The organism is Chitinophaga sp. SVR4-12A (assembly GCF_056754765.1).
This window is the reverse complement of the sequence record NZ_JBPGWP010000001.1, coordinates 6199005-6216020: the sequence shown is the minus strand read 5'-3', so window position 1 is coordinate 6216020 and position 17016 is coordinate 6199005. Positions and strand designations below refer to the sequence as shown.

The following is a 17016-nucleotide window of genomic DNA, read 5'->3' as shown; positions in this document are numbered from 1 at the left end:
TTTAATAGTAATAACTTTCGGGCATGAACACTTCATCGGCCCAGAGCCTTGTAATACGGTAATAGATCTCTACGCCCAAACCGTAGTTGCTGTTGGTGCGGATCTGCAGCTCATAGTTATGTGTACTTCCTTTCCAGCGTGCTTTGATCTTGTTCCAGCAGAAGCCGTAATAGGCACATGTCTGACGGATTTTATTCCGTGAGCTGCCAAAGGTGCTCACCGCATAGGCATGCATCATGGCATGACGGCCGGCATGTTTTAAACCTGTTCTTGCCACTACTTCAAAAGCATGGCAGTTGTCCAGCTCCTGCAGCACAGCGTGCCACTTCCCATCCGCCGGCACCGTTCCTACCTTATAGCTGCCCGTACGCCCTTCCATCGCGGCAAAGCCCTTAATATCTACCTTAAAATCAGGATCACATTTTTTACCGATGCCCAGCTTACCATCTGTATGAAAGAAAAAACCATTGGCATCCTTTTCATCCTTGCCATCCGGTGCGCTCAGGTAGGGTTGCAGGCGCAGGGCCGGATACTCATATTCATCTTTCTCTACAAAGAAGAATGGTTCCAGGTCATCTGTGGCTTTGTAAAAAGAAAGCAGCCTTTTGGAAGAGCCCAGGGCAGCTATCTGCAGGCCGTTCTCTTCGTCTTTAGAAAAGCCGTCCTCCTGTTTATTGATGGTAGAATCTATCAGGTAGCCGAAATGGTTCTCGGACGGCATCCTTCCATTCCGGAAATACTGTTTAAGCTCTTCACGGCCGTAGACCTTTTTATTTTGTTTAGGTTCCATATCAGCGGAATTTTATTTTGGGTGAATGGTGATTGTTAACACTTCTTCATCAAAGGGATCCGGTGGCGGCTGGGGCGGTGAACCAGTATCCTGGTCTTTGCCTACCAGCAGCTCATCTCCAACTTCCAGGCCTTGTATACCCAGCGCCGCGGGATCTTCATACCCCGGTTCAGGCAATATGCTGATCAGGTGCTCGGAAGAAGGAATAAATACGCCTTCCGGAACAGACACACGTATGAAAGGCCTGTCATCCAGCGCGGTGTCTGTGATACAGGCAGTGATCTGTCCCGTGCGCGGATGCTTCTCATAATAAAAATGCACGAGGGAAAAACCGGTCACATAAGCCACATAAGGGAGCCGGTTAATAAAATTCAATATCTCCGACCGGTATAAAACACTGCCCACCTTAAAGTTTGCCGCCTCGCCAAAGAGCCATGGGCACAGGTAGCGCTTAATGTCATCATAGAGCATCTGGAGGTACAGGTTCTCGTTATGGTTGTCATGGCCGCCGTTGAACCGTATTTTACAGACTACCTTCACCCGTTCGTACACCGGGTTGCGGATCTCCGCCTTCACAAAAGAAGAGATGATCTGCTGTACAAAGGCCTGGATCCGGTATAGTGTAGCCAGGTCTACTTTAGGTTCCAGTGTATTGAATAACCCGTTGGATGCTTGGCAGGGCACTACAATGATCTTGATGTCTGGCATCTCCGGCATATGATGTTGCTGATCTTCTATGCTCAGGCATTTTACGATCAGCAGTTCAGGGAATTCCTGCAGCAGTACCTGCGAGATATCATAGCCGAATGAGGGCCGTGCTTTGTGCCGCAGGCGTTCACTTACCCGGGTATAGTACTGCGCTTCCGTTTCCTGTCGCCGGCCGCCAAAAGAAGGAAAGGGCTGCCACACATGCTGCAGCGGCTTGATATCGGTCTTAAATTTTTTAATGGAAAAGGGAGAGATCGACAGCGCATCGTCCAGCGTTTGCGTAATGTCTTCCGTTTGCCGCTGGGCTACCACCGCATTGGGAAATATGCCCACTACCCTGGGATTGGCACTCAGGGCCTTTTCTGAGGATATCCTGATCCAGTACAATGCAGGATCCAGCATGGTATTACCGTTACGGATGCCCGCCGGTATCCGGATCTTCACGATACCGCTCCTTAGCAGATTGTTGGTATCATCAGAAAGGATATGCGTTCTTGCAAAGGGCACCCAGGTATTGTTATCCAGGTAGCTCCATTTTAGCGGAGCAGTACCGGACGCCGTATCACTGTAATACTTTTCTTCCAGCTGGAAGAGTAAGGACAGTTCTTCGTTGCTATTCAGCCTGTTAAAACCGATACAAAGATTGGCCATATCAGGCGCCTGCGGCAATAATGAAAAGGTGCTTCCTCCCGCCTGGGGATATATTTTGCGGAACCCGGATGGCATGGCATGATATACTTCCAGGCCATCGCCCTGTTGTACCGACTGCACCGATTTCAGCGCTTCGGTATGTTCCAGGGCATAGTTGAGCGAGAGGGCCTTTACTCTTGGGGCATATGGCAGGCCGGGCACGGGCTTCTTCTTCCTGGGCAGCAGCGTATGCTGCGAATTATACATTACCACACCCGGATAGATCTGTTCAAACAGGCGATGCCCGAATGCTTCATCCGGCGCTGCCAGGTACAATCGTACCCCTCCTTCCATGTACAAAGGCACTTTCTGTCCCTGTTCTTTTTCCAGTAGCATGTCATTGGAAAAAGAGAGCTTGGAAATATCTATATCTTCCAGCAGGGTCTCTTCTGCGAGATAAATATTTCCTTCCCTGTCGCGCGTGGTCTGGAAAAGCCTCAGCAGCTGCTGGCTATCGCGTTCAGGGAAATAGGATCCATGATTCAGGCTGCTGATGCCCACTTTAAAAGAATCATTGCGAAAGTCTGCATCGTACCCCTGGTAATAGGCCTCAAAGCCATTTTCATCCCTTGGCAGGTTGAGCCAATCCAGTTTTATACTGAAGCTGCGTGTAAACCTGTTAAAGATATTGCTGTTGTTAATGTCGAGGAAAGCCCCTACATAAGGCTGTGGCCCAAACAGGAGAAAGGCGCCTGCGGGGCTTAACAGCCCGATGTTGTTCTGTATTTTAACAAAACGATGCCCTTCCACCTTCACGTTCATACTCACCCGTTCCAGTTCCAGGTTGCGCAGAAAGGAATAAGGATGATGGAAGCAGGCATTATTCAGCAGCACTTTCAGCAAAGGACTGCTGGCATCTATCCCGCAATTGTGCACCGTTTCATCATAGGTGTGCCAGGGCTTATCGGCAACGTCCAGCAAAAAGCTGATCTCAACACTGTTCTCATAAGGCGCCTCCTGGGAACTCCGGACGCTGAAACGGGATACTGCTTCCCATCCTTCTTCTGTTGTGTAGTATAAATGAAAAGCGCCTGAGAGCAGTTGGGTCATCATCACTGCCTCGCTGCGGTTAGACACTGCAGCAAAGTTCTTTACATAGGCCAAAAACGCGTTGAAAGTGGAAGGCTCAAAATAAAGCCTCACAGCTACCTGCCGGCTGCCTTCCTGCAGGTATAACACCGGCGAGCCTACGATAAAGCCGATATCCGTATCCTCCATCGTACGCCGGGAAGGAGAAAGATCATGCTGGTCTTCTCCCAGCAGCGGCCAGGGACGGATCACAGTGCCTTCCTTTTCAAGGTCTGCCGGCTGGATTACCGGGTGCACGGCCAGGTAGGCTTGTGCTTCCCTGATATCCTGGTGCCCGAGTGTGGGAGAACTGATCTGCAGGTAGTCGCTTACAAACAAGGTATGCAAGGACATGATCCTGGTATTGTTCACCTTTACCGCATCCTGGAGAATATACTGCAGCGGTTCTTTTCTTGCATGCACGGTGGCCAGCAGCACCTGGCCTTTTTCAACCGTAAAGCTAAAGATATGCGGCACCGGCTCCAGGAAAACATGGACTTTATCCGGTACGGCCGGCAGTACCTGCACACCTAAGATCTGCCGGTAATAAAAGTCAAGATGCCTCTTGGGCATTTTATTGATCTGCTCCTGCAGATGCTTATAGAGCTCGATAAAAGTGACCAGCAGCCCCATATGCGGGCTGTGCTGCACTTCCTGCAATTGCGTACGCAGGTAGTAGGAAGCAGAGCTGGAGACCTGGTAGAATTTTGAACGAAGGGAATCATAAAGCGCATTGAGGGAAAAGAAGCCTTCAAAGATCTCCGTTCCTTCGCCGGGGTTATCAAATGCTTTGCGGTATAAACGGCGCAGCTGATGGGTCATTTCCAGGGGCCGTACGCGGTGCTCATGCAACGCTATCTGCCGCGGGAACAAACGGGTCACCTGGTACTCAAAACGGTGTAAGCGCAGCATGTCTTCTTCCAGGCTATCCATTACCTGTAGCAAGTACTGGCCGATCTGGAAGGATCTGTCTGCGCCCTGCAGCTTATACATCAGGTCCATCAGCACAATGCCAATATCATACAGCAGGAGGAACAAGGCACGTGTATGATTAAACAGCTCGTCATCATTTTCTGCCTGGTGAAGGTTATTCCGGATCCGCAGAAAATCGGCCTCATAACGGGTAAAATCCAGGTTGCCGGTGGCAATGAGCATCACCAGGAGATCTGCATGAAAAAACTCTTCCCAGGTGCCGTCTATGCGGTCCTGGAAATCGTAGTAGTTAAACTGGGAAGAAAGGCGGGCGAGCAACTGTAACAATTCATTCGATGATCTTTCATCCACCTTTACATACTCTGGCATCAACGATTCCAGCTGCCTTTCTAACTGACTGATACCATCCTGTATATGTTCAAAGAAATTGCTCATCAGTCACTGATATTGGTACCTTCCTGGTAATAGAAGGGATATACCATATTGTGCCTGGTATTAGTGGCAATAATGGTGTAGGTAAGTTGTACGTAAAGCACGCCGGCCTGCTGGCTTCTGTCGGCCACCGTCAATCCGATAAAATTGATCCTGGGCTCATACTGCAGCAGCGCGTGGTAGATAATGTGATTCAGCTCGCTCACGAGCCAGGTATCTGCTATCTCAAAGACCAGCTTTTTTATATCGCAGCCAAAATCAGGCTGCATCAGCCGTTCGCCCGGTATGGTGCTCAGTATGATGCGGATGCTTTCTTCAATATCCGCAACATCAGATACCATTTGTACGCTGGCGTCCAGTTTATCAAAGGAAGGAGGAAAACTCCATCCCGTTCCTAAAAATGATTGAATTTCTTTTGCCATAATTCATCCTCCTATCAATACGGTGGGATAACCGGTTACTATCACGCCGCCATGTGCGGTCGAATCGCCCATGCGCGCAGCCGGACGGCCACCAATAAATACCGTGGCAGAGCCTTTGACAATAGCGTCCGGAGGCCCCACACAGGTAACCATATCGCCCAGCACAGCCGCAGGTAACATACCTATCAGCACGGTAGGTACGCCCGGTCCTATAATAGGCCCGCCTACATGCGGAACGGGCGGCAAACCAGGCGTCACCATGGGGCAGGTATGCATATCTGTTAGTCTCGCTGCGGGTTGTCCCATTGTTTAATTAATTTATCATCACGGTGGCGCCTGTCAATGTCATCATACCGCCTGAGCTTAAAGATACCGAGCTGGCGCCCGATGCCGAGAAGCCCATAGTACCGCTCACAGAAACATTGGCGCCGCTGACTGTTACATCAACCGGCAATGATACCTTGACAGCGGTGTTACCGGTGAGTGACAAGTTACCGGTAGCCTGTATCGAAATATCTGACATGCTGTTGATGTTAATGCCGGAAGACGACATCTTGATACTGTTCTGGTTCATATCCGTAATTGTGATGCCCTGGTCGGTATCGCTCATGGTAATAGTATTACCCCCCGGCGTGGCGATCGTGATCACCTTATTCTGATCGTCAAATGTAACCTTCAGCTGGCTTTTGGTATACAGCCCTTTCGTATAGTTATTATTATCTGCCTGTACTACAGGTGGTGTTTTGCCCTTGCTGTACAAACTTCCCAGGATCACCGGGAAGCGTGGATCATTTTCCAGGAAGCCTACTACCACTTCATCTCCTATCTCGGGATAAAAGATATCCCCTGCATTGGCAGTAGCGTAAAAGTTGGACAGGCGGGCCCAGGTGCCTGTTTGTCCGGCTGCCGTAGAAGCCAGCTTCACCTGTACCCGGTATTCTGCCCCGGGGTCCTGTGAGATGCTCACCACCTCTCCCAGCTGCAGGCCACGGATAGCCGGCAACTGCGCATTGGCCGGATGATAGGAAAAGTTCTCCCTTTCATAGATCGGTTTACTCTCCAGTCCAAACTTCACGTGCGAATGCCAATGCCCTTCTTTCATCACATGTGTAACCGCCGTTACATAGGCATTGCCGTCAAAGCGGGAGCCCACACCGGATAATTCAATAATAGTGTCAGGCAATACCAGGGCGCTCCCCATAAAAGATACTTTACCTTTCACGGCCTGCAAACGCATTCGCAAGAGGCTGCTATTGGCCCAGGTTTGCAGCTCTGCCTGCGTCATGGGCGATGTAGTGACCATCTCCATGGCGGTCTGGCTTAAAACAGATGCCAGCGCTTTGGGTGCAGGCACGCCTTGTGTGTTCAGGGTAGGCTCCGTAGCGCTGGAAGTAAGCATGGTCTGTGTCTGCGGATCCCAGGCCGCAGCTGATAAGGAAGGCATCTGCCGTTCCGCATTCAGCTCGGCATGAAAGCTGTTGATAGACTGTCCGAAGGCCACCAGCAACACTGCCGAACCGGATACTGCAGGTGGCCCTACGCTGATCCCTGCATCCGTTAGCTTAACAATATAGCCGTTAAACTCTGCACGCGCCAGCATGAAATCCCAGTCAGTTGAAAACTTCTGGAACATTACCTCGTTGACGTTCGATGTAGCCGTTACCGTTGCAGATAAACCATAATTACCTGCCAGGGTGCTCATGATCGCGCTGTCTGTCTGGTTGGCGAACACCGCGTCTTTCCTGCTGATGGTCATTTTCACCGCAGTGTGCTTACAGGTCACAATGAGGCTGAACTTTCCATCTTCATTTGCCTGTATGGCCTGCTTCACTACGATCCCGGTGAACAGCTGCTGCGCAGGCAGCACACCATAACCGGCAGAAATAACGATGGTAGTGCCTGGTATAAAATAAGTGCTGTCACTGGCAGGGTAGTCGCCTACCACACCGCCCGAAGCTTCAGAAGTGGTGCCATCGGTGATCACTATCTCCGCAGTGGATATTTTATTGATCTCGTGATGCACGTGTACCGACACCAGTGAGAACAGGTCTTGTATGGCGGTACCGTTAGCAATAACGGTCACCCGCAATGTAGGGTCCTGTACGTTTGTAGGGATGGCAGCCGCCATGGATCATCTTTTTAGTGGAGGGAAATAAAGCTCATCTCCCGGTTTAATATCATGAATACTGTTCAGACCATTTACCCGCGCCACCTCCATATAGTGAAAGGGCTCTCCGTATATGCGGTAGGTCATCAAAGGCAGCGTATCTCCTGCTTTTACCGTACGCATATGCGTAAGATCCGGAGAGGACTTTTGCGCCTTCTGTCCCTGTGTGGTCAGCGGTACCGACTCTGAGAGCTTCAGTTTGATCAGCGCCCTTAGGGCCGAACCATCCGGGTTGAACAGTGTGTACTTTACCGTGATATTCTTACAAACACCGGTGAACACCGTTTTGCCCCAGGTGATCCGCAGATAGTTGGGGCGGTGCACTGTGCCCTGGTAATTATACACAATGCCTTTTACATTGGTAATATATTCGTCTACGTTAGCAGCGCCGGACAATTGCGTAACACCTGTTCCATCTGCCAGCAGCTCCAGCTCAAAATCGCCGGAGTCCATACGGGTGAATATTTCGGTAGGCGCAGCGCCGCCCAATGTTTCGGCCTGCTTATATGCAATGTTGTAACTTAGCGAATAGCTTTCCGGGTTGATGGCTGCCGTTACAGACCCCATCAATCCGGAAGTGGCGTTCGGGTCTGAATAACCCTGGATCAATAATTTGACTGGCTGGGCCGGTGGTGATAGCGGCATGTCTTTTAAGGTTTACCTTACTGATAAGTTCTCCATATTGCTCAGGAGCTTGTCCATACATTCCCGTATGATCTTGTCTTTCAGCGCCTGTAATTCTTTGGCGCTGATATTATGCTCCGGTGCAGCAGTATGCTCCTCTATATTGACCCTGATCACCAGCTCCCTTATTTCAAGTGGCATCGCTATTGTGTTTGTTGAAAGTAATCATAGGTCAGCTCCAGCGTTTCAATGGCGAGGCTGTTATCCATCGCCTTAAAATCAGATACCTTCAGCGATACCGGGTAGGCATTGCTGAATGACCAGGCAGCTATAATAGAATCATCACCATCCAGCAGCTTCACCAATACCGTTTTGGGAGTGAAGGTGAACAAGGTAAGGCTGTTCTGTACCCATTGTGTAAGTGCAGACCCTACCAGCATGCCCCGTTTCAACACCAGGTTGTCATATTTGGGAGGGACGGGCAGGCGCCGTACAAAACGGTTCTCCCCTCCCTCCTTGACCTCCATAGGGCTCATCTTGACTGAAATGCCACTTACTTCCTGGAAGCTTCCTTCGTTCGCGCCGGTGAATCCTTCCACTGTTACGCTGAAGTAAAACGAATACGGCGGATAATAAGCAGCAGTAGGTTCAGGCATATCAGCTTACTTTAGGCTCGGTGATCATCAGGCCCTCATGGGCTACCTCCATTGTTTCAATGGCCGCCTCATTGGCATCTGATTTCATATCGGTTACCTGCACCTTTACAGGGAAAGCATTCGTGAGCGTCCAGCTCATCACAATAGCCTGGGTCTCGTCCAGCAGGCTTACCACAATGGTGGCGCGCTTAATGGTATTCATCTTGATGCCGGTGTTACCGGTATACAATTTCCATATCGTGGTATCGCCCACAAAAGTGCCCTTCTTAAACGTTACGTTACTGAACTTGGGAATACCGGGCATTTTTACCGTGGAGTAGATCTTGGCGCTGCCACCGCGGTATTCAATTACCTGTGTTTCAGAAGTAAGTCCGGTTACTTCCTGGAAGATGATCTCGTTGCCGTCCCAGGTCACTTTAAATGAGAACCGGACCAATGGCCATATATTAGCTGATTGGGCTGAGCCGTCTGTTGCTGGCATGACTTAAAAATTTTTATGGTTAGAAATGAGGTGAATGTATCGTTTGTTATGCTTGCTGCATTTGTTGCTGGAAAGTGATCAGGATGAACTCTGCCGGGCGGGTCAGCGCTACCTTCACGGTTACCAGCATCAGGCCGTCCAGGATATCCTGGGGCGTCATGGTGGCGCCAAGGCCTACCTGCACATCAAATGCCTGTGCGGGTGCAGACCCTGCAAGAGCGCCCTGCTTCCACATATTCTCCAGGAAGTTGTTGATCATTGTGCGCAGTGAGATCCAGGTAGAGTTGTCATTCGGTTCAAATACAAAGGAACGGCTGGCCAGTTTCACAGACTGCTCTATCATGATCAGTGTACGCCTTACATTGATATAACGCCAGTCAAGACTATTCCCATCCAGCGTTCTGGCGCCCCACACCAGTGTGCCTACACCAGGGAAAGGCCGGATCACATTGATGGATTTGCCTGCCATGATATCCACGTTCAGAGTCTTCTGCTCCTCGTTGGATATATTCACGGTCGGGGCATTCACCGCAGCCAGTGATACGTTGGCCGGGGCTTTCCATACCCCGCGGGAACTGTCTACCAGCGTATAGATACCTGCCATAGCGGCGCTGGGCGGCATTTCATTCAATAAGGAACGGATCTCGTCCAGTATATGAACATAAGTAGGACTGGCTGCCTTCAGCGATTGATGATAATTCTTCTTCGCATGCTCATCCGGTGTAGCGTTCTCCTTGAACTTTTTCACGATCAGTCCTGCAGCGGGTTCCGGCAGCAGTGTTTCAAGATCTACGGATGCATCCAGGTTCTCGAAGGAGATCTCATCAGGCTGCACGATAGCGGTCTTCAGCCAGGGATAGTAAGCTGCGCCATAGTTCAGGAAATTGATGCCTATCTTATCGCGGAATGCGCTTACGATGGTATCAGTGGTATCTGCAGGTTCCTGTTTCACCAGGTCGAAGATGCCGAAACGGCTCTGCATAGCTGCACAGTGATTGAGTACCTGGGTGTAAACGCTGGTATAACAATCTTCCCCCAATGCGATCGCATCCGGCATTACGATCAGGGTAGGCTCCGGTTCTTTTTCAAGAATAGAAAATACGTTGGGCTTTGAATCAGAACCGATAAAATCATCAGCAGCGATCTCAAAACCATCCGGGGTTTCTTCATAAGTGCCTACTGAAAGAATATAACAAACGCTGCCGCCATTGGTATAGAACAGGCGGATGCTGTTATACATATAAGCAATGTTCTTATCATTCAGCTTTACAATAGTAGCCTTGCCGTTCAAACGGAAGGTTTCCTGTTTCACTTTGGGATCAGGTTCTGCCAATGTGAATTTCGGCCGGAAGCTGCTGCCGAAATTCTCCAGGTATTCGGCAAAGGAAGTGATCCTGGTGGGTTTGTGCACCAGTGATTTACCGTTTCGTTCGGCTTTCTGCGTGTAGCCGATAAATACAGGAACTGCCGTCGCCACGGCCGTGATCGAACTTGGGAAGGCGTTCTTCTCTTCAATATATACCCCAGGGGTCATTAATGTTGAAGCCATATCTTATAAGTTTTGAGATTAGTATAAAAATATTTCGGAGTAATTATTTCCTTGTTCATATAGGGTGGCGCCCGCATTGGAAACCCTGCTCACATCAGGCGCCGGTAGCGATGGTATGATCACCTTGTAACGGCCCGCAGCTGCGTCGGTATAATTCACCAGCTGAAAAGCGTGCATAGCAGTAGCTCCCAGCGGTACAGGCGTTTTTGATATCAATACCGGGGCATTTGTATTATCCGGCAGTGTGACACTTACCGGCGCATCAAAGTACCTATTCCCGTTAGTGCCTAATATAGCGGGATGGGATAGCGCCTTCAGATCTTCGCCCATTAAGAAATAACACCAGCGGGTAGCCCTCGCCTGAAAGCGGATGTAGTAAGAAGATAACAGCTGTTCGTCCAGCAACAGCGTTACCTGCCCGAAAGGCTTGACGAAATATTTTTCAGCCAGGTCAGACAGTGGACGGAAGTCTGCTTCATTTACAAATGCTTCCCTGTGCAGCGTCTCTGCCAATGCACGTTCCTGTTCATTATTAAAACGAAAAAAGCTACCGGCAATATTGCCGGCACTTAACTGGGTATAATTATAGAACAGAGCATCTTTCAATGCCAGATCAAATACCAGGCGTATCTTCTCCTTTAGCAAAAGGTCCCTTGCTTTGGTATTGTATAACAGTAAAAAACCATCGTGCACCGGCTTCAATAATAAACCGTGCTGAGACATACGTTTTGCCGTATGCGCAGGGACACTTACGCTTATTCCTTCGTAACCGTGAGCCGGAGAAAAAGTATGACGGTAAAATACTGCGGTCAGTATTTCATATTTCACCTTATATTCAATTGAAAACGTGTTGTGGTCACGCAGGCCTTACATTTCCTGATGTGTCATCTATAACCGGCCTGTATTCCCTGATAATGGAATCATCAAACGTAAGCATACGCACCTTGTACACCACCGAAGGCATATATTTAGCTCCCAGCGTAGTCCATATGTTATTCAGCTTATCTGCTCCAAGGCTTTCCAGTTCGAAAATGAGTTTCCCTATCCTCGGATCCATCGAAGGTGTATTAGCACTGGTGAAAACATTTTTAGACTGAAAGTAGGCAACTACAAAGGAAAGGAATCTAAGGGCTTCATGATAGTTAGTGCTGCTGAAATAGGCAGAGAATAAGACGTATAGATTGATATTAACTGCGGGCGCAGTGTTTGGAGATGTAACACCAATAGGGAGCCCGTTTGTGTTCCTACCAATTGTATCCTTCTCTACATTCAACAATGTTACTATGATCTTATTCTCACCCTGTATGGCAACCGTTCCATCCTGGTTGACAATACCTGATAAGATAGCTTTCTCTTCGTTAGTTTGGAGCTTTCTCTTAAAATTGCTATTAATCTCGTCTGTAATGCAGATCAAGGTTTCATAGATCATTAAATTTTAATTTGCTGTCTTATGACAGACGCTAGGTAAAGGTGGTTGTTACTGTCTGTTAGTTTGAAATTCTTTGGTTAATTTGAGTAATGGCTGCAGTCCTATTATCGCTCACAATATAGTCGGTTAAAAATTAATTTAAAAATTTTTATTTAAAATTTAATTTTCTATCTTCTATATATATTAAGCACGACCTATGAGTCCCTCCCGAAAAATAACCTGTTGTCTTTTCCTATTCCTTTCACTGAGTACCTGTATCACTACGGCCTATGGTCAAAAATTAAAAATGCCCGAAAAGGTTGCTGCTCCTAAACTGCCGGAGGATGCTGAAGCAAAAACTAAATTGATCAGTAAAATACTCAATGCTTTCAAGTTCCGGAAAAATGCAAGAGCACGCGAACAGGAACGTATCATCGCCATCATTAACCAGATCCTGTCAGATTCACTGGTAGTGACCAGCAAAGATATCCAACTGCTGAATGAAGAACTATCCAAAACAGAGAACCTGCACTTCGATTCACTGGTGGCATTGCTCAACACATTCGGCTGCTGCCGCGTACAGCCGCCGCCTCCAAAAGATACGCCCAAAGCTGCAATAGATTCCAGCAAAGCAGCCGGTCCGGAAAATGATGTCAATGCACTGGTGAATAAAATGCTGCCCATTCTGCAGCAGAAAACCGATCTCGCGCAAGCAGCAAAAGCCAAACAGGAAAAACTGAAACAGGTCAGAGCCGTATATGGCCGCCCCGGCGACCAGGTAGATACGCTTTCCATCAGCGACAGCACGGGAGTGCGATACACGGTGGACCTTACGCAAAAGGTGAATGTAACAGGCATCCATCCTTACTGGATGGGCGATAAATTTCTGAACTATAATTTCATCGCGCTCACCACCTTCGGCTTCCTGGGCTATACAATGGATGGTAAAACAGGGCTTGTTAAACCGGCATTCAAAGAGGGCGACCTTAAAGCAGTGCAGGCAGCCAGCACTGCCGGCTGTAATATTCAACTGATCATATCCGACAAAAATACCGCTAACATCAACGCGCTGTTGCAGCACGCCGAAGTACAGCTGATCTTTGCAGACACACTGGCGCGTGTGTTAGCGCAACAGAACGCCACTGCCGTCACGATCTATTTTCAACAGCTGCCCGGTAAACAAAGACAGGCATTCAGCCATTTCATTTCTACCCTGAGCAGCCACCTGCATAATTACAATGCAAATTATTCCGTGAATGTGGTGATCCCTTCCTTTGACAGGGACCTGGCCTACGACCTGAAGGCAATGAACGCTTCCGTCACCTTTTTTATGATCGATTTCAGCCGGGCCTCCGGACATACAGCAGGCGCACTGGCCCCACTGAAAGGAAGTCCCGCACAATCCATTGACGCTGCCGTTTCACGCTACCTGCAACGGGATATTCCCCCCGCTAAATTTGTGCTGATGCTGCCCTACTATGGAGCTGTATGGAAAAAAGGACAGTATGGACAGCCGGATGGCTTTAACAATTATATCTCCTACCGGGAAATAAAAGCACGTTACCCTGTAGATACGGTGGCGCTCTATGATGAAACGGCAGAATCTGCGTTTATTGAAGTAAAGAATGATGCCGGCCAGGTAACAGAAGAAATATGGTTTGATGATGCCAGCACCCTCGGGCCTAAATATGATTATGTGCTGAATAATGAGCTGGGAGGCGTGGCTATCTGGACCCTGGGAGCAGATGACGGCTATGGCGATCTGTGGGATGAACTGGTAGATAAATTTGTAGTAACAGACACCGTCTTTCTTGACACCATCCGACTTATTCCTCCTCCCCGCATTCACCTTACCTTCTGGCAAAAGGTGAAAAGAGAACTGAACGCCTACCATAAGATGTTCAAGGATCCCTGCAGTGTTAAGACCACAGATTATGCGGGCAACAAATACTTCTCCATCGCCGCTATCGTGCTGGCATGCCTTACCCTGGCGACCGCCATCTTTTATGTTTCAGGTATCCGCGGGAAAGGCGATGAATGGAAATTGAAGAAGAAAACACTGATCGTGCTGATGATCCAGGTGCATCTGATGGTCGTCACCAGCGCCATGGCCATCTTCCTGAGCAAACACCTGCCCTGGCTGGGCATTAGCGATAATCCGGCGCAGTGCCACAGTATACCGTTGAATTCCCTGCTGGTAATTTTAGCCGTAGGCTTTTTAGTGGGAATCATTGCAACGCGCTTTATCTTACTGCCTTTGCTGAAAAGGGATGAAGTACCTTAATCCAGCAGCGTGTCGATCTCCCATACATCATAATCCGGACAAGCGCCCGGACGTGTAGCGATCAATGCACCGGTTGCATTGGCATAGGCCAGACACTGCTCTGCTGTACGCCCATGGATCAGACTGCTGAGAAAACCTGCCAGGAACGCATCGCCGCTGCCAATGGTATCAGCTACCTGTACGCGAAAGCCGTGGTGATAGTAAAAACGCTCATACATATATAAGAGGGCGCCCTCTCCTCCCATCGTCACAACAATGGTCTTGATATTATACTTTTTTGAGATTGCCTTCACCTTGTCTTCCTTTGTGGCATAATCACCCAGCCAGCTGCTGATCAGTTCAAGCTCCGCCTGGTTAAGCTTAAGGATATCACATCGCTCCAGCAAATAGTTCACGCCTTCCTGTGTATAATGGGGAGGCCGCAGGTTAATGTCCAGCACTTTTTTCACATTGTGCTGCAGGACCTTGTACAGCGCTTCACGCGATACATCATGCCGGGCCGCCAGGCTGCCGAACACAAAATATTCCGCCTGCCTTAAAAGCTTCTCCCATACCGGATCCCATGTAATGAAATCCCAGGCTGCCGGGAACAGGATGTTATATTGCACATCATGGTCACTGATCGGCTGCGCCAATACCTTACCGGTACCATGTATCGTGTCCAGCTGTACGCAGGCAGTGTTCAGGCCGTTCCTGTGCAGCAGGTTCAACAGCCGCTCACCATAATCGTCCTTACCTACTTTTGATATGACCGCCACCTGCTGGGACTGTTTCTGCAGATGATAGGCTGCATTCATAGGGGCGCCGCCGGGTAATTCTTTATCGGGCAGCACATCCCATAACATTTCTCCGAAGCAAACAATGTTGTACATGTTTTGAAGATATGAAAAATTATCATGTCTTAAATCATAACAGATCCGTTTTGTCTGGTTTGTCTAATGACTGTATCTTTATGATCTATCTTTATTGTACTCACTCCAAAAAATTTACCATCATGACCACACAACAAATGACAATGACCACCCAGCAAATTGCCAACCGCCTGGCTGAACTTTGCCGCACAGGTCAGTTTGAAGCCGCTCAGAAAGAGTTGTATGCTGACGATGCCATCAGCATAGAGCCTTATGAAACGCCGGAGTTTGCCAAAGAAACAAAGGGCCTGGACGCCATCATCGAAAAAGGTCACAAATTTGAATCTATGGTGGAAGAAATGCATGGAGGCAGCGTATCTGAACCTTTGGTTGCAGAAAACACCTTCGCATTTGTGATGAGCATGGATATGACCATGAAGGGTAAGGGCCGCATGAATATGAGCGAGCTTTGTGTGTACCAGGTAAAGGACGGGAAAGTTATCTCCGAGCAGTTCTTTATGTGATTGGTGGAAACATTACACCTGATCGGGCTGACTAAAATGAACCGTTTTAGTCAGCCTTGTTTTTTTATCCCCTTCCTTTACAAACATCACTGCTACTGCCGCCAGCAACATAAACACACCGGCCATTGATAATGCATACACCGCCTGACCACCAAAACAATACTTTACGATCAGGCCACCAAACAAGCCGTTCACGATCTGCGGGAAAGTGATAAAGAAATTGAAGATCCCCATATAAACACCCATCTTCTTCACCGGCAACACACTGGAGAGCATCGCATAGGGCATAGACAGGATACTGGCCCAGGCAAGGCCAATACCGATCATAGGATAGATCAGCATGGAAGGAGACTGGATAAAATAGATCCATAACAAACTGACGCCGCCCGCAGTCAGCGATAAGGCATGCGCTGTCTTACGACTGGTGGCCCTTGCCAATGCAGGGAGTAACAAAGCATAAACAGCAGACACCCCATTATAAATGCCAAAGAGTACACCCACCTGGTTACCGGCGTCCGCAAATTTTTCAGAAGAAGTATCACCGGGCAGCACGTGATAGACATGATGCGCAATAGCGGGTGTAGTGAATACCCACATAGAGAACAGGGCAAACCAGGAAAAGAACTGTACCACGCCCAGTTGCCGCATGGCTGAAGGCATCCGGGAAAAGTCTTTGAAAATGGCGCTTATCCCCCTGTGCTGTTCCGCCGTTTCCGCTTCTGCGGGATGGAAAGCAGCACGCTCTTGTGGAGAATATTCTTTCGTGCTGATGATCGTCCACAAAATAGAGCCCGCCAGTACCGCTGCGCCGATATAGAACGAATAGCTTACATTAGCCGGGACCTGCCCGGGAGGAGCTGTTTTAGGCACATTACCATAGGCTGCCAGCAGGTAAGGCAGCCAGGAGCCCGCTACGGCCCCTATCCCTATCAGGAAGGTCTGTACAGAAAAGCCGGTACTGCGTTGTGCATCCGGAAGATTATCCGCCACCAGCGCCCGGAAAGGTTCCATGGCCACATTGATGGAAGCATCCATGATCATCAGTATGCCCGCGCCTATCAATACAGGCGGCAGCAACACGGTGATCACACCTGCATTTGGCAGTAATATCAGCGCCAACGCAGTAGCCAGCGCGCCTACCAGGAAATAAGGCTTCCGCCTTCCCAGCCGGTTCCAGGTACGATCACTGTAATGCCCGATGATCGGCTGCACGATCATACCGGTGAGCGGAGCGGCCAGCCAGAAAAGGGACAAATGCTCCACATCTGCGCCGAAGGTCTGCAGGATGCGCGAAGCGTTTCCGTTCTGCAGGGCAAAACCAAACTGGATGCCCAGGAAGCCGAAGCTCATGTTCAATATTTGCCGGAAACTCATCCCTGGCTTGTCCATAAAAAAATATTTGAAGTTTGAGGTCTGAGGTTTCAAACCT

At 49.1% G+C, this 17016-nt stretch carries 16 protein-coding genes; 2 read left to right on the top strand and 14 right to left on the bottom strand.

What is annotated here, in order from left to right; all coding sequences use genetic code 11:
- Position 1 precedes the first annotated feature (1 nt).
- Genes ACR9Y8_RS25155 through ACR9Y8_RS25100 form a run of 12 tightly spaced genes read right to left on the bottom strand, consistent with a single transcriptional unit; the run spans position 2 to position 11949 of the window.
- Complete coding sequence (locus ACR9Y8_RS25155) at positions 2–790, bottom strand: hypothetical protein (RefSeq protein WP_481216011.1); 789 nt, start codon at positions 788–790, stop codon at positions 2–4.
- Positions 791–802: 12 nt separating this feature from the next.
- Positions 803–4624: a hypothetical protein gene (locus ACR9Y8_RS25150; protein WP_481216010.1), complete on the bottom strand. Its 3822-nt coding sequence runs from the start codon at positions 4622–4624 to the stop codon at positions 803–805.
- Complete coding sequence (locus ACR9Y8_RS25145; RefSeq protein WP_029464639.1) at positions 4624–5043, bottom strand: GPW/gp25 family protein; 420 nt, start codon at positions 5041–5043, stop codon at positions 4624–4626. Before ACR9Y8_RS25145 ends, ACR9Y8_RS25150 begins: the two co-directional genes overlap by 1 nt.
- 3 nt (positions 5044–5046) lie before the next feature.
- Positions 5047–5349, bottom strand: coding sequence for a PAAR domain-containing protein (locus ACR9Y8_RS25140; RefSeq protein WP_481216009.1), 303 nt, complete (start codon positions 5347–5349; stop codon positions 5047–5049).
- Between the two features lie 7 nt (positions 5350–5356).
- Entirely contained in the window at positions 5357–7171 is a 1815-nt protein-coding gene (vgrG, locus tag ACR9Y8_RS25135; RefSeq protein ID WP_481216008.1) for a type VI secretion system tip protein VgrG, read from the bottom strand.
- Between the two features lie 3 nt (positions 7172–7174).
- Entirely contained in the window at positions 7175–7855 is a 681-nt protein-coding gene (locus tag ACR9Y8_RS25130) for a CIS tube protein (protein WP_481216007.1), read from the bottom strand.
- Between the two features lie 12 nt (positions 7856–7867).
- Positions 7868–8035, bottom strand: coding sequence for a DUF5908 family protein (locus ACR9Y8_RS25125; protein ID WP_481216006.1), 168 nt, complete (start codon positions 8033–8035; stop codon positions 7868–7870).
- 2 nt (positions 8036–8037) lie between these two features.
- Positions 8038–8490: a phage tail protein gene (locus ACR9Y8_RS25120; protein ID WP_481216005.1), complete on the bottom strand. Its 453-nt coding sequence runs from the start codon at positions 8488–8490 to the stop codon at positions 8038–8040.
- Position 8491: 1 nt separating this feature from the next.
- On the bottom strand, positions 8492–8971 hold the full coding sequence (locus ACR9Y8_RS25115) for a phage tail protein (RefSeq protein ID WP_481216004.1): 480 nt from the start codon (positions 8969–8971) through the stop codon (positions 8492–8494).
- A gap of 46 nt (positions 8972–9017) precedes the next feature.
- Positions 9018–10520 carry a phage tail sheath family protein gene (locus ACR9Y8_RS25110; protein ID WP_481216003.1) on the bottom strand — a complete coding sequence of 501 codons (1503 nt, stop codon included), beginning with the start codon at positions 10518–10520 and terminating at the stop codon, positions 9018–9020.
- A gap of 18 nt (positions 10521–10538) precedes the next feature.
- Positions 10539–11348: a hypothetical protein gene (locus tag ACR9Y8_RS25105; protein WP_481216002.1), complete on the bottom strand. Its 810-nt coding sequence runs from the start codon at positions 11346–11348 to the stop codon at positions 10539–10541.
- A gap of 28 nt (positions 11349–11376) precedes the next feature.
- Positions 11377–11949, bottom strand: a complete 573-nt coding sequence (locus tag ACR9Y8_RS25100; RefSeq protein ID WP_481216001.1) for a Pvc16 family protein — start codon at positions 11947–11949, stop codon at positions 11377–11379.
- Positions 11950–12235: 286 nt separating this feature from the next.
- On the opposite strand from ACR9Y8_RS25100, the gene ACR9Y8_RS25095 reads away from it, so the two are divergent.
- A complete protein-coding gene (locus ACR9Y8_RS25095; protein ID WP_481216000.1) occupies positions 12236–14212 on the top strand; it encodes a glycosyl hydrolase family 18 protein in 1977 nt (658 codons plus the stop codon).
- Here ACR9Y8_RS25095 and ACR9Y8_RS25090 read toward each other — a convergent pair.
- Positions 14209–15084, bottom strand: a complete 876-nt coding sequence (locus ACR9Y8_RS25090; RefSeq protein ID WP_481215999.1) for a carbohydrate kinase family protein — start codon at positions 15082–15084, stop codon at positions 14209–14211. The two genes, ACR9Y8_RS25095 and ACR9Y8_RS25090, sit on opposite strands and share 4 nt — an antisense overlap.
- A gap of 122 nt (positions 15085–15206) precedes the next feature.
- On the opposite strand from ACR9Y8_RS25090, the gene ACR9Y8_RS25085 reads away from it, so the two are divergent.
- Positions 15207–15587 (top strand): SnoaL-like domain-containing protein, encoded by a 381-nt coding sequence (locus tag ACR9Y8_RS25085; protein ID WP_481215998.1) that lies wholly within the window; start codon positions 15207–15209, stop codon positions 15585–15587.
- Between the two features lie 12 nt (positions 15588–15599).
- Here ACR9Y8_RS25085 and ACR9Y8_RS25080 read toward each other — a convergent pair whose 3' ends face one another.
- Positions 15600–16976: an MFS transporter gene (locus ACR9Y8_RS25080; protein WP_481215997.1), complete on the bottom strand. Its 1377-nt coding sequence runs from the start codon at positions 16974–16976 to the stop codon at positions 15600–15602.
- Positions 16977–17016 lie beyond the last annotated feature (40 nt).

Excerpts from the sequence above, each read along its gene's own strand:
- ACR9Y8_RS25155 (WP_481216011.1), bottom strand. The coding sequence starts at position 790 with ATGGAACCTAAACAAAATAAAAAGGTCTACGGCCGTGAAGAGCTTAAA.
- ACR9Y8_RS25150 (WP_481216010.1), bottom strand. The coding sequence starts at position 4,624 with ATGAGCAATTTCTTTGAACATATACAGGATGGTATCAGTCAGTTAGAA.
- ACR9Y8_RS25145 (WP_029464639.1), bottom strand. The coding sequence starts at position 5,043 with ATGGCAAAAGAAATTCAATCATTTTTAGGAACGGGATGGAGTTTTCCT.
- ACR9Y8_RS25140 (WP_481216009.1), bottom strand. The coding sequence starts at position 5,349 with ATGGGACAACCCGCAGCGAGACTAACAGATATGCATACCTGCCCCATG.
- vgrG (WP_481216008.1), bottom strand. The coding sequence starts at position 7,171 with ATGGCGGCTGCCATCCCTACAAACGTACAGGACCCTACATTGCGGGTG.
- ACR9Y8_RS25130 (WP_481216007.1), bottom strand. The coding sequence starts at position 7,855 with ATGCCGCTATCACCACCGGCCCAGCCAGTCAAATTATTGATCCAGGGT.
- ACR9Y8_RS25125 (WP_481216006.1), bottom strand. The coding sequence starts at position 8,035 with ATGCCACTTGAAATAAGGGAGCTGGTGATCAGGGTCAATATAGAGGAG.
- ACR9Y8_RS25120 (WP_481216005.1), bottom strand. The coding sequence starts at position 8,490 with ATGCCTGAACCTACTGCTGCTTATTATCCGCCGTATTCGTTTTACTTC.
- ACR9Y8_RS25115 (WP_481216004.1), bottom strand. The coding sequence starts at position 8,971 with ATGCCAGCAACAGACGGCTCAGCCCAATCAGCTAATATATGGCCATTG.
- ACR9Y8_RS25110 (WP_481216003.1), bottom strand. The coding sequence starts at position 10,520 with ATGGCTTCAACATTAATGACCCCTGGGGTATATATTGAAGAGAAGAAC.
- ACR9Y8_RS25100 (WP_481216001.1), bottom strand. The coding sequence starts at position 11,949 with ATGATCTATGAAACCTTGATCTGCATTACAGACGAGATTAATAGCAAT.
- ACR9Y8_RS25095 (WP_481216000.1), top strand. The coding sequence starts at position 12,236 with ATGCCCGAAAAGGTTGCTGCTCCTAAACTGCCGGAGGATGCTGAAGCA.
- ACR9Y8_RS25090 (WP_481215999.1), bottom strand. The coding sequence starts at position 15,084 with ATGTACAACATTGTTTGCTTCGGAGAAATGTTATGGGATGTGCTGCCC.
- ACR9Y8_RS25085 (WP_481215998.1), top strand. The coding sequence starts at position 15,207 with ATGACCACACAACAAATGACAATGACCACCCAGCAAATTGCCAACCGC.
- ACR9Y8_RS25080 (WP_481215997.1), bottom strand. The coding sequence starts at position 16,976 with ATGGACAAGCCAGGGATGAGTTTCCGGCAAATATTGAACATGAGCTTC.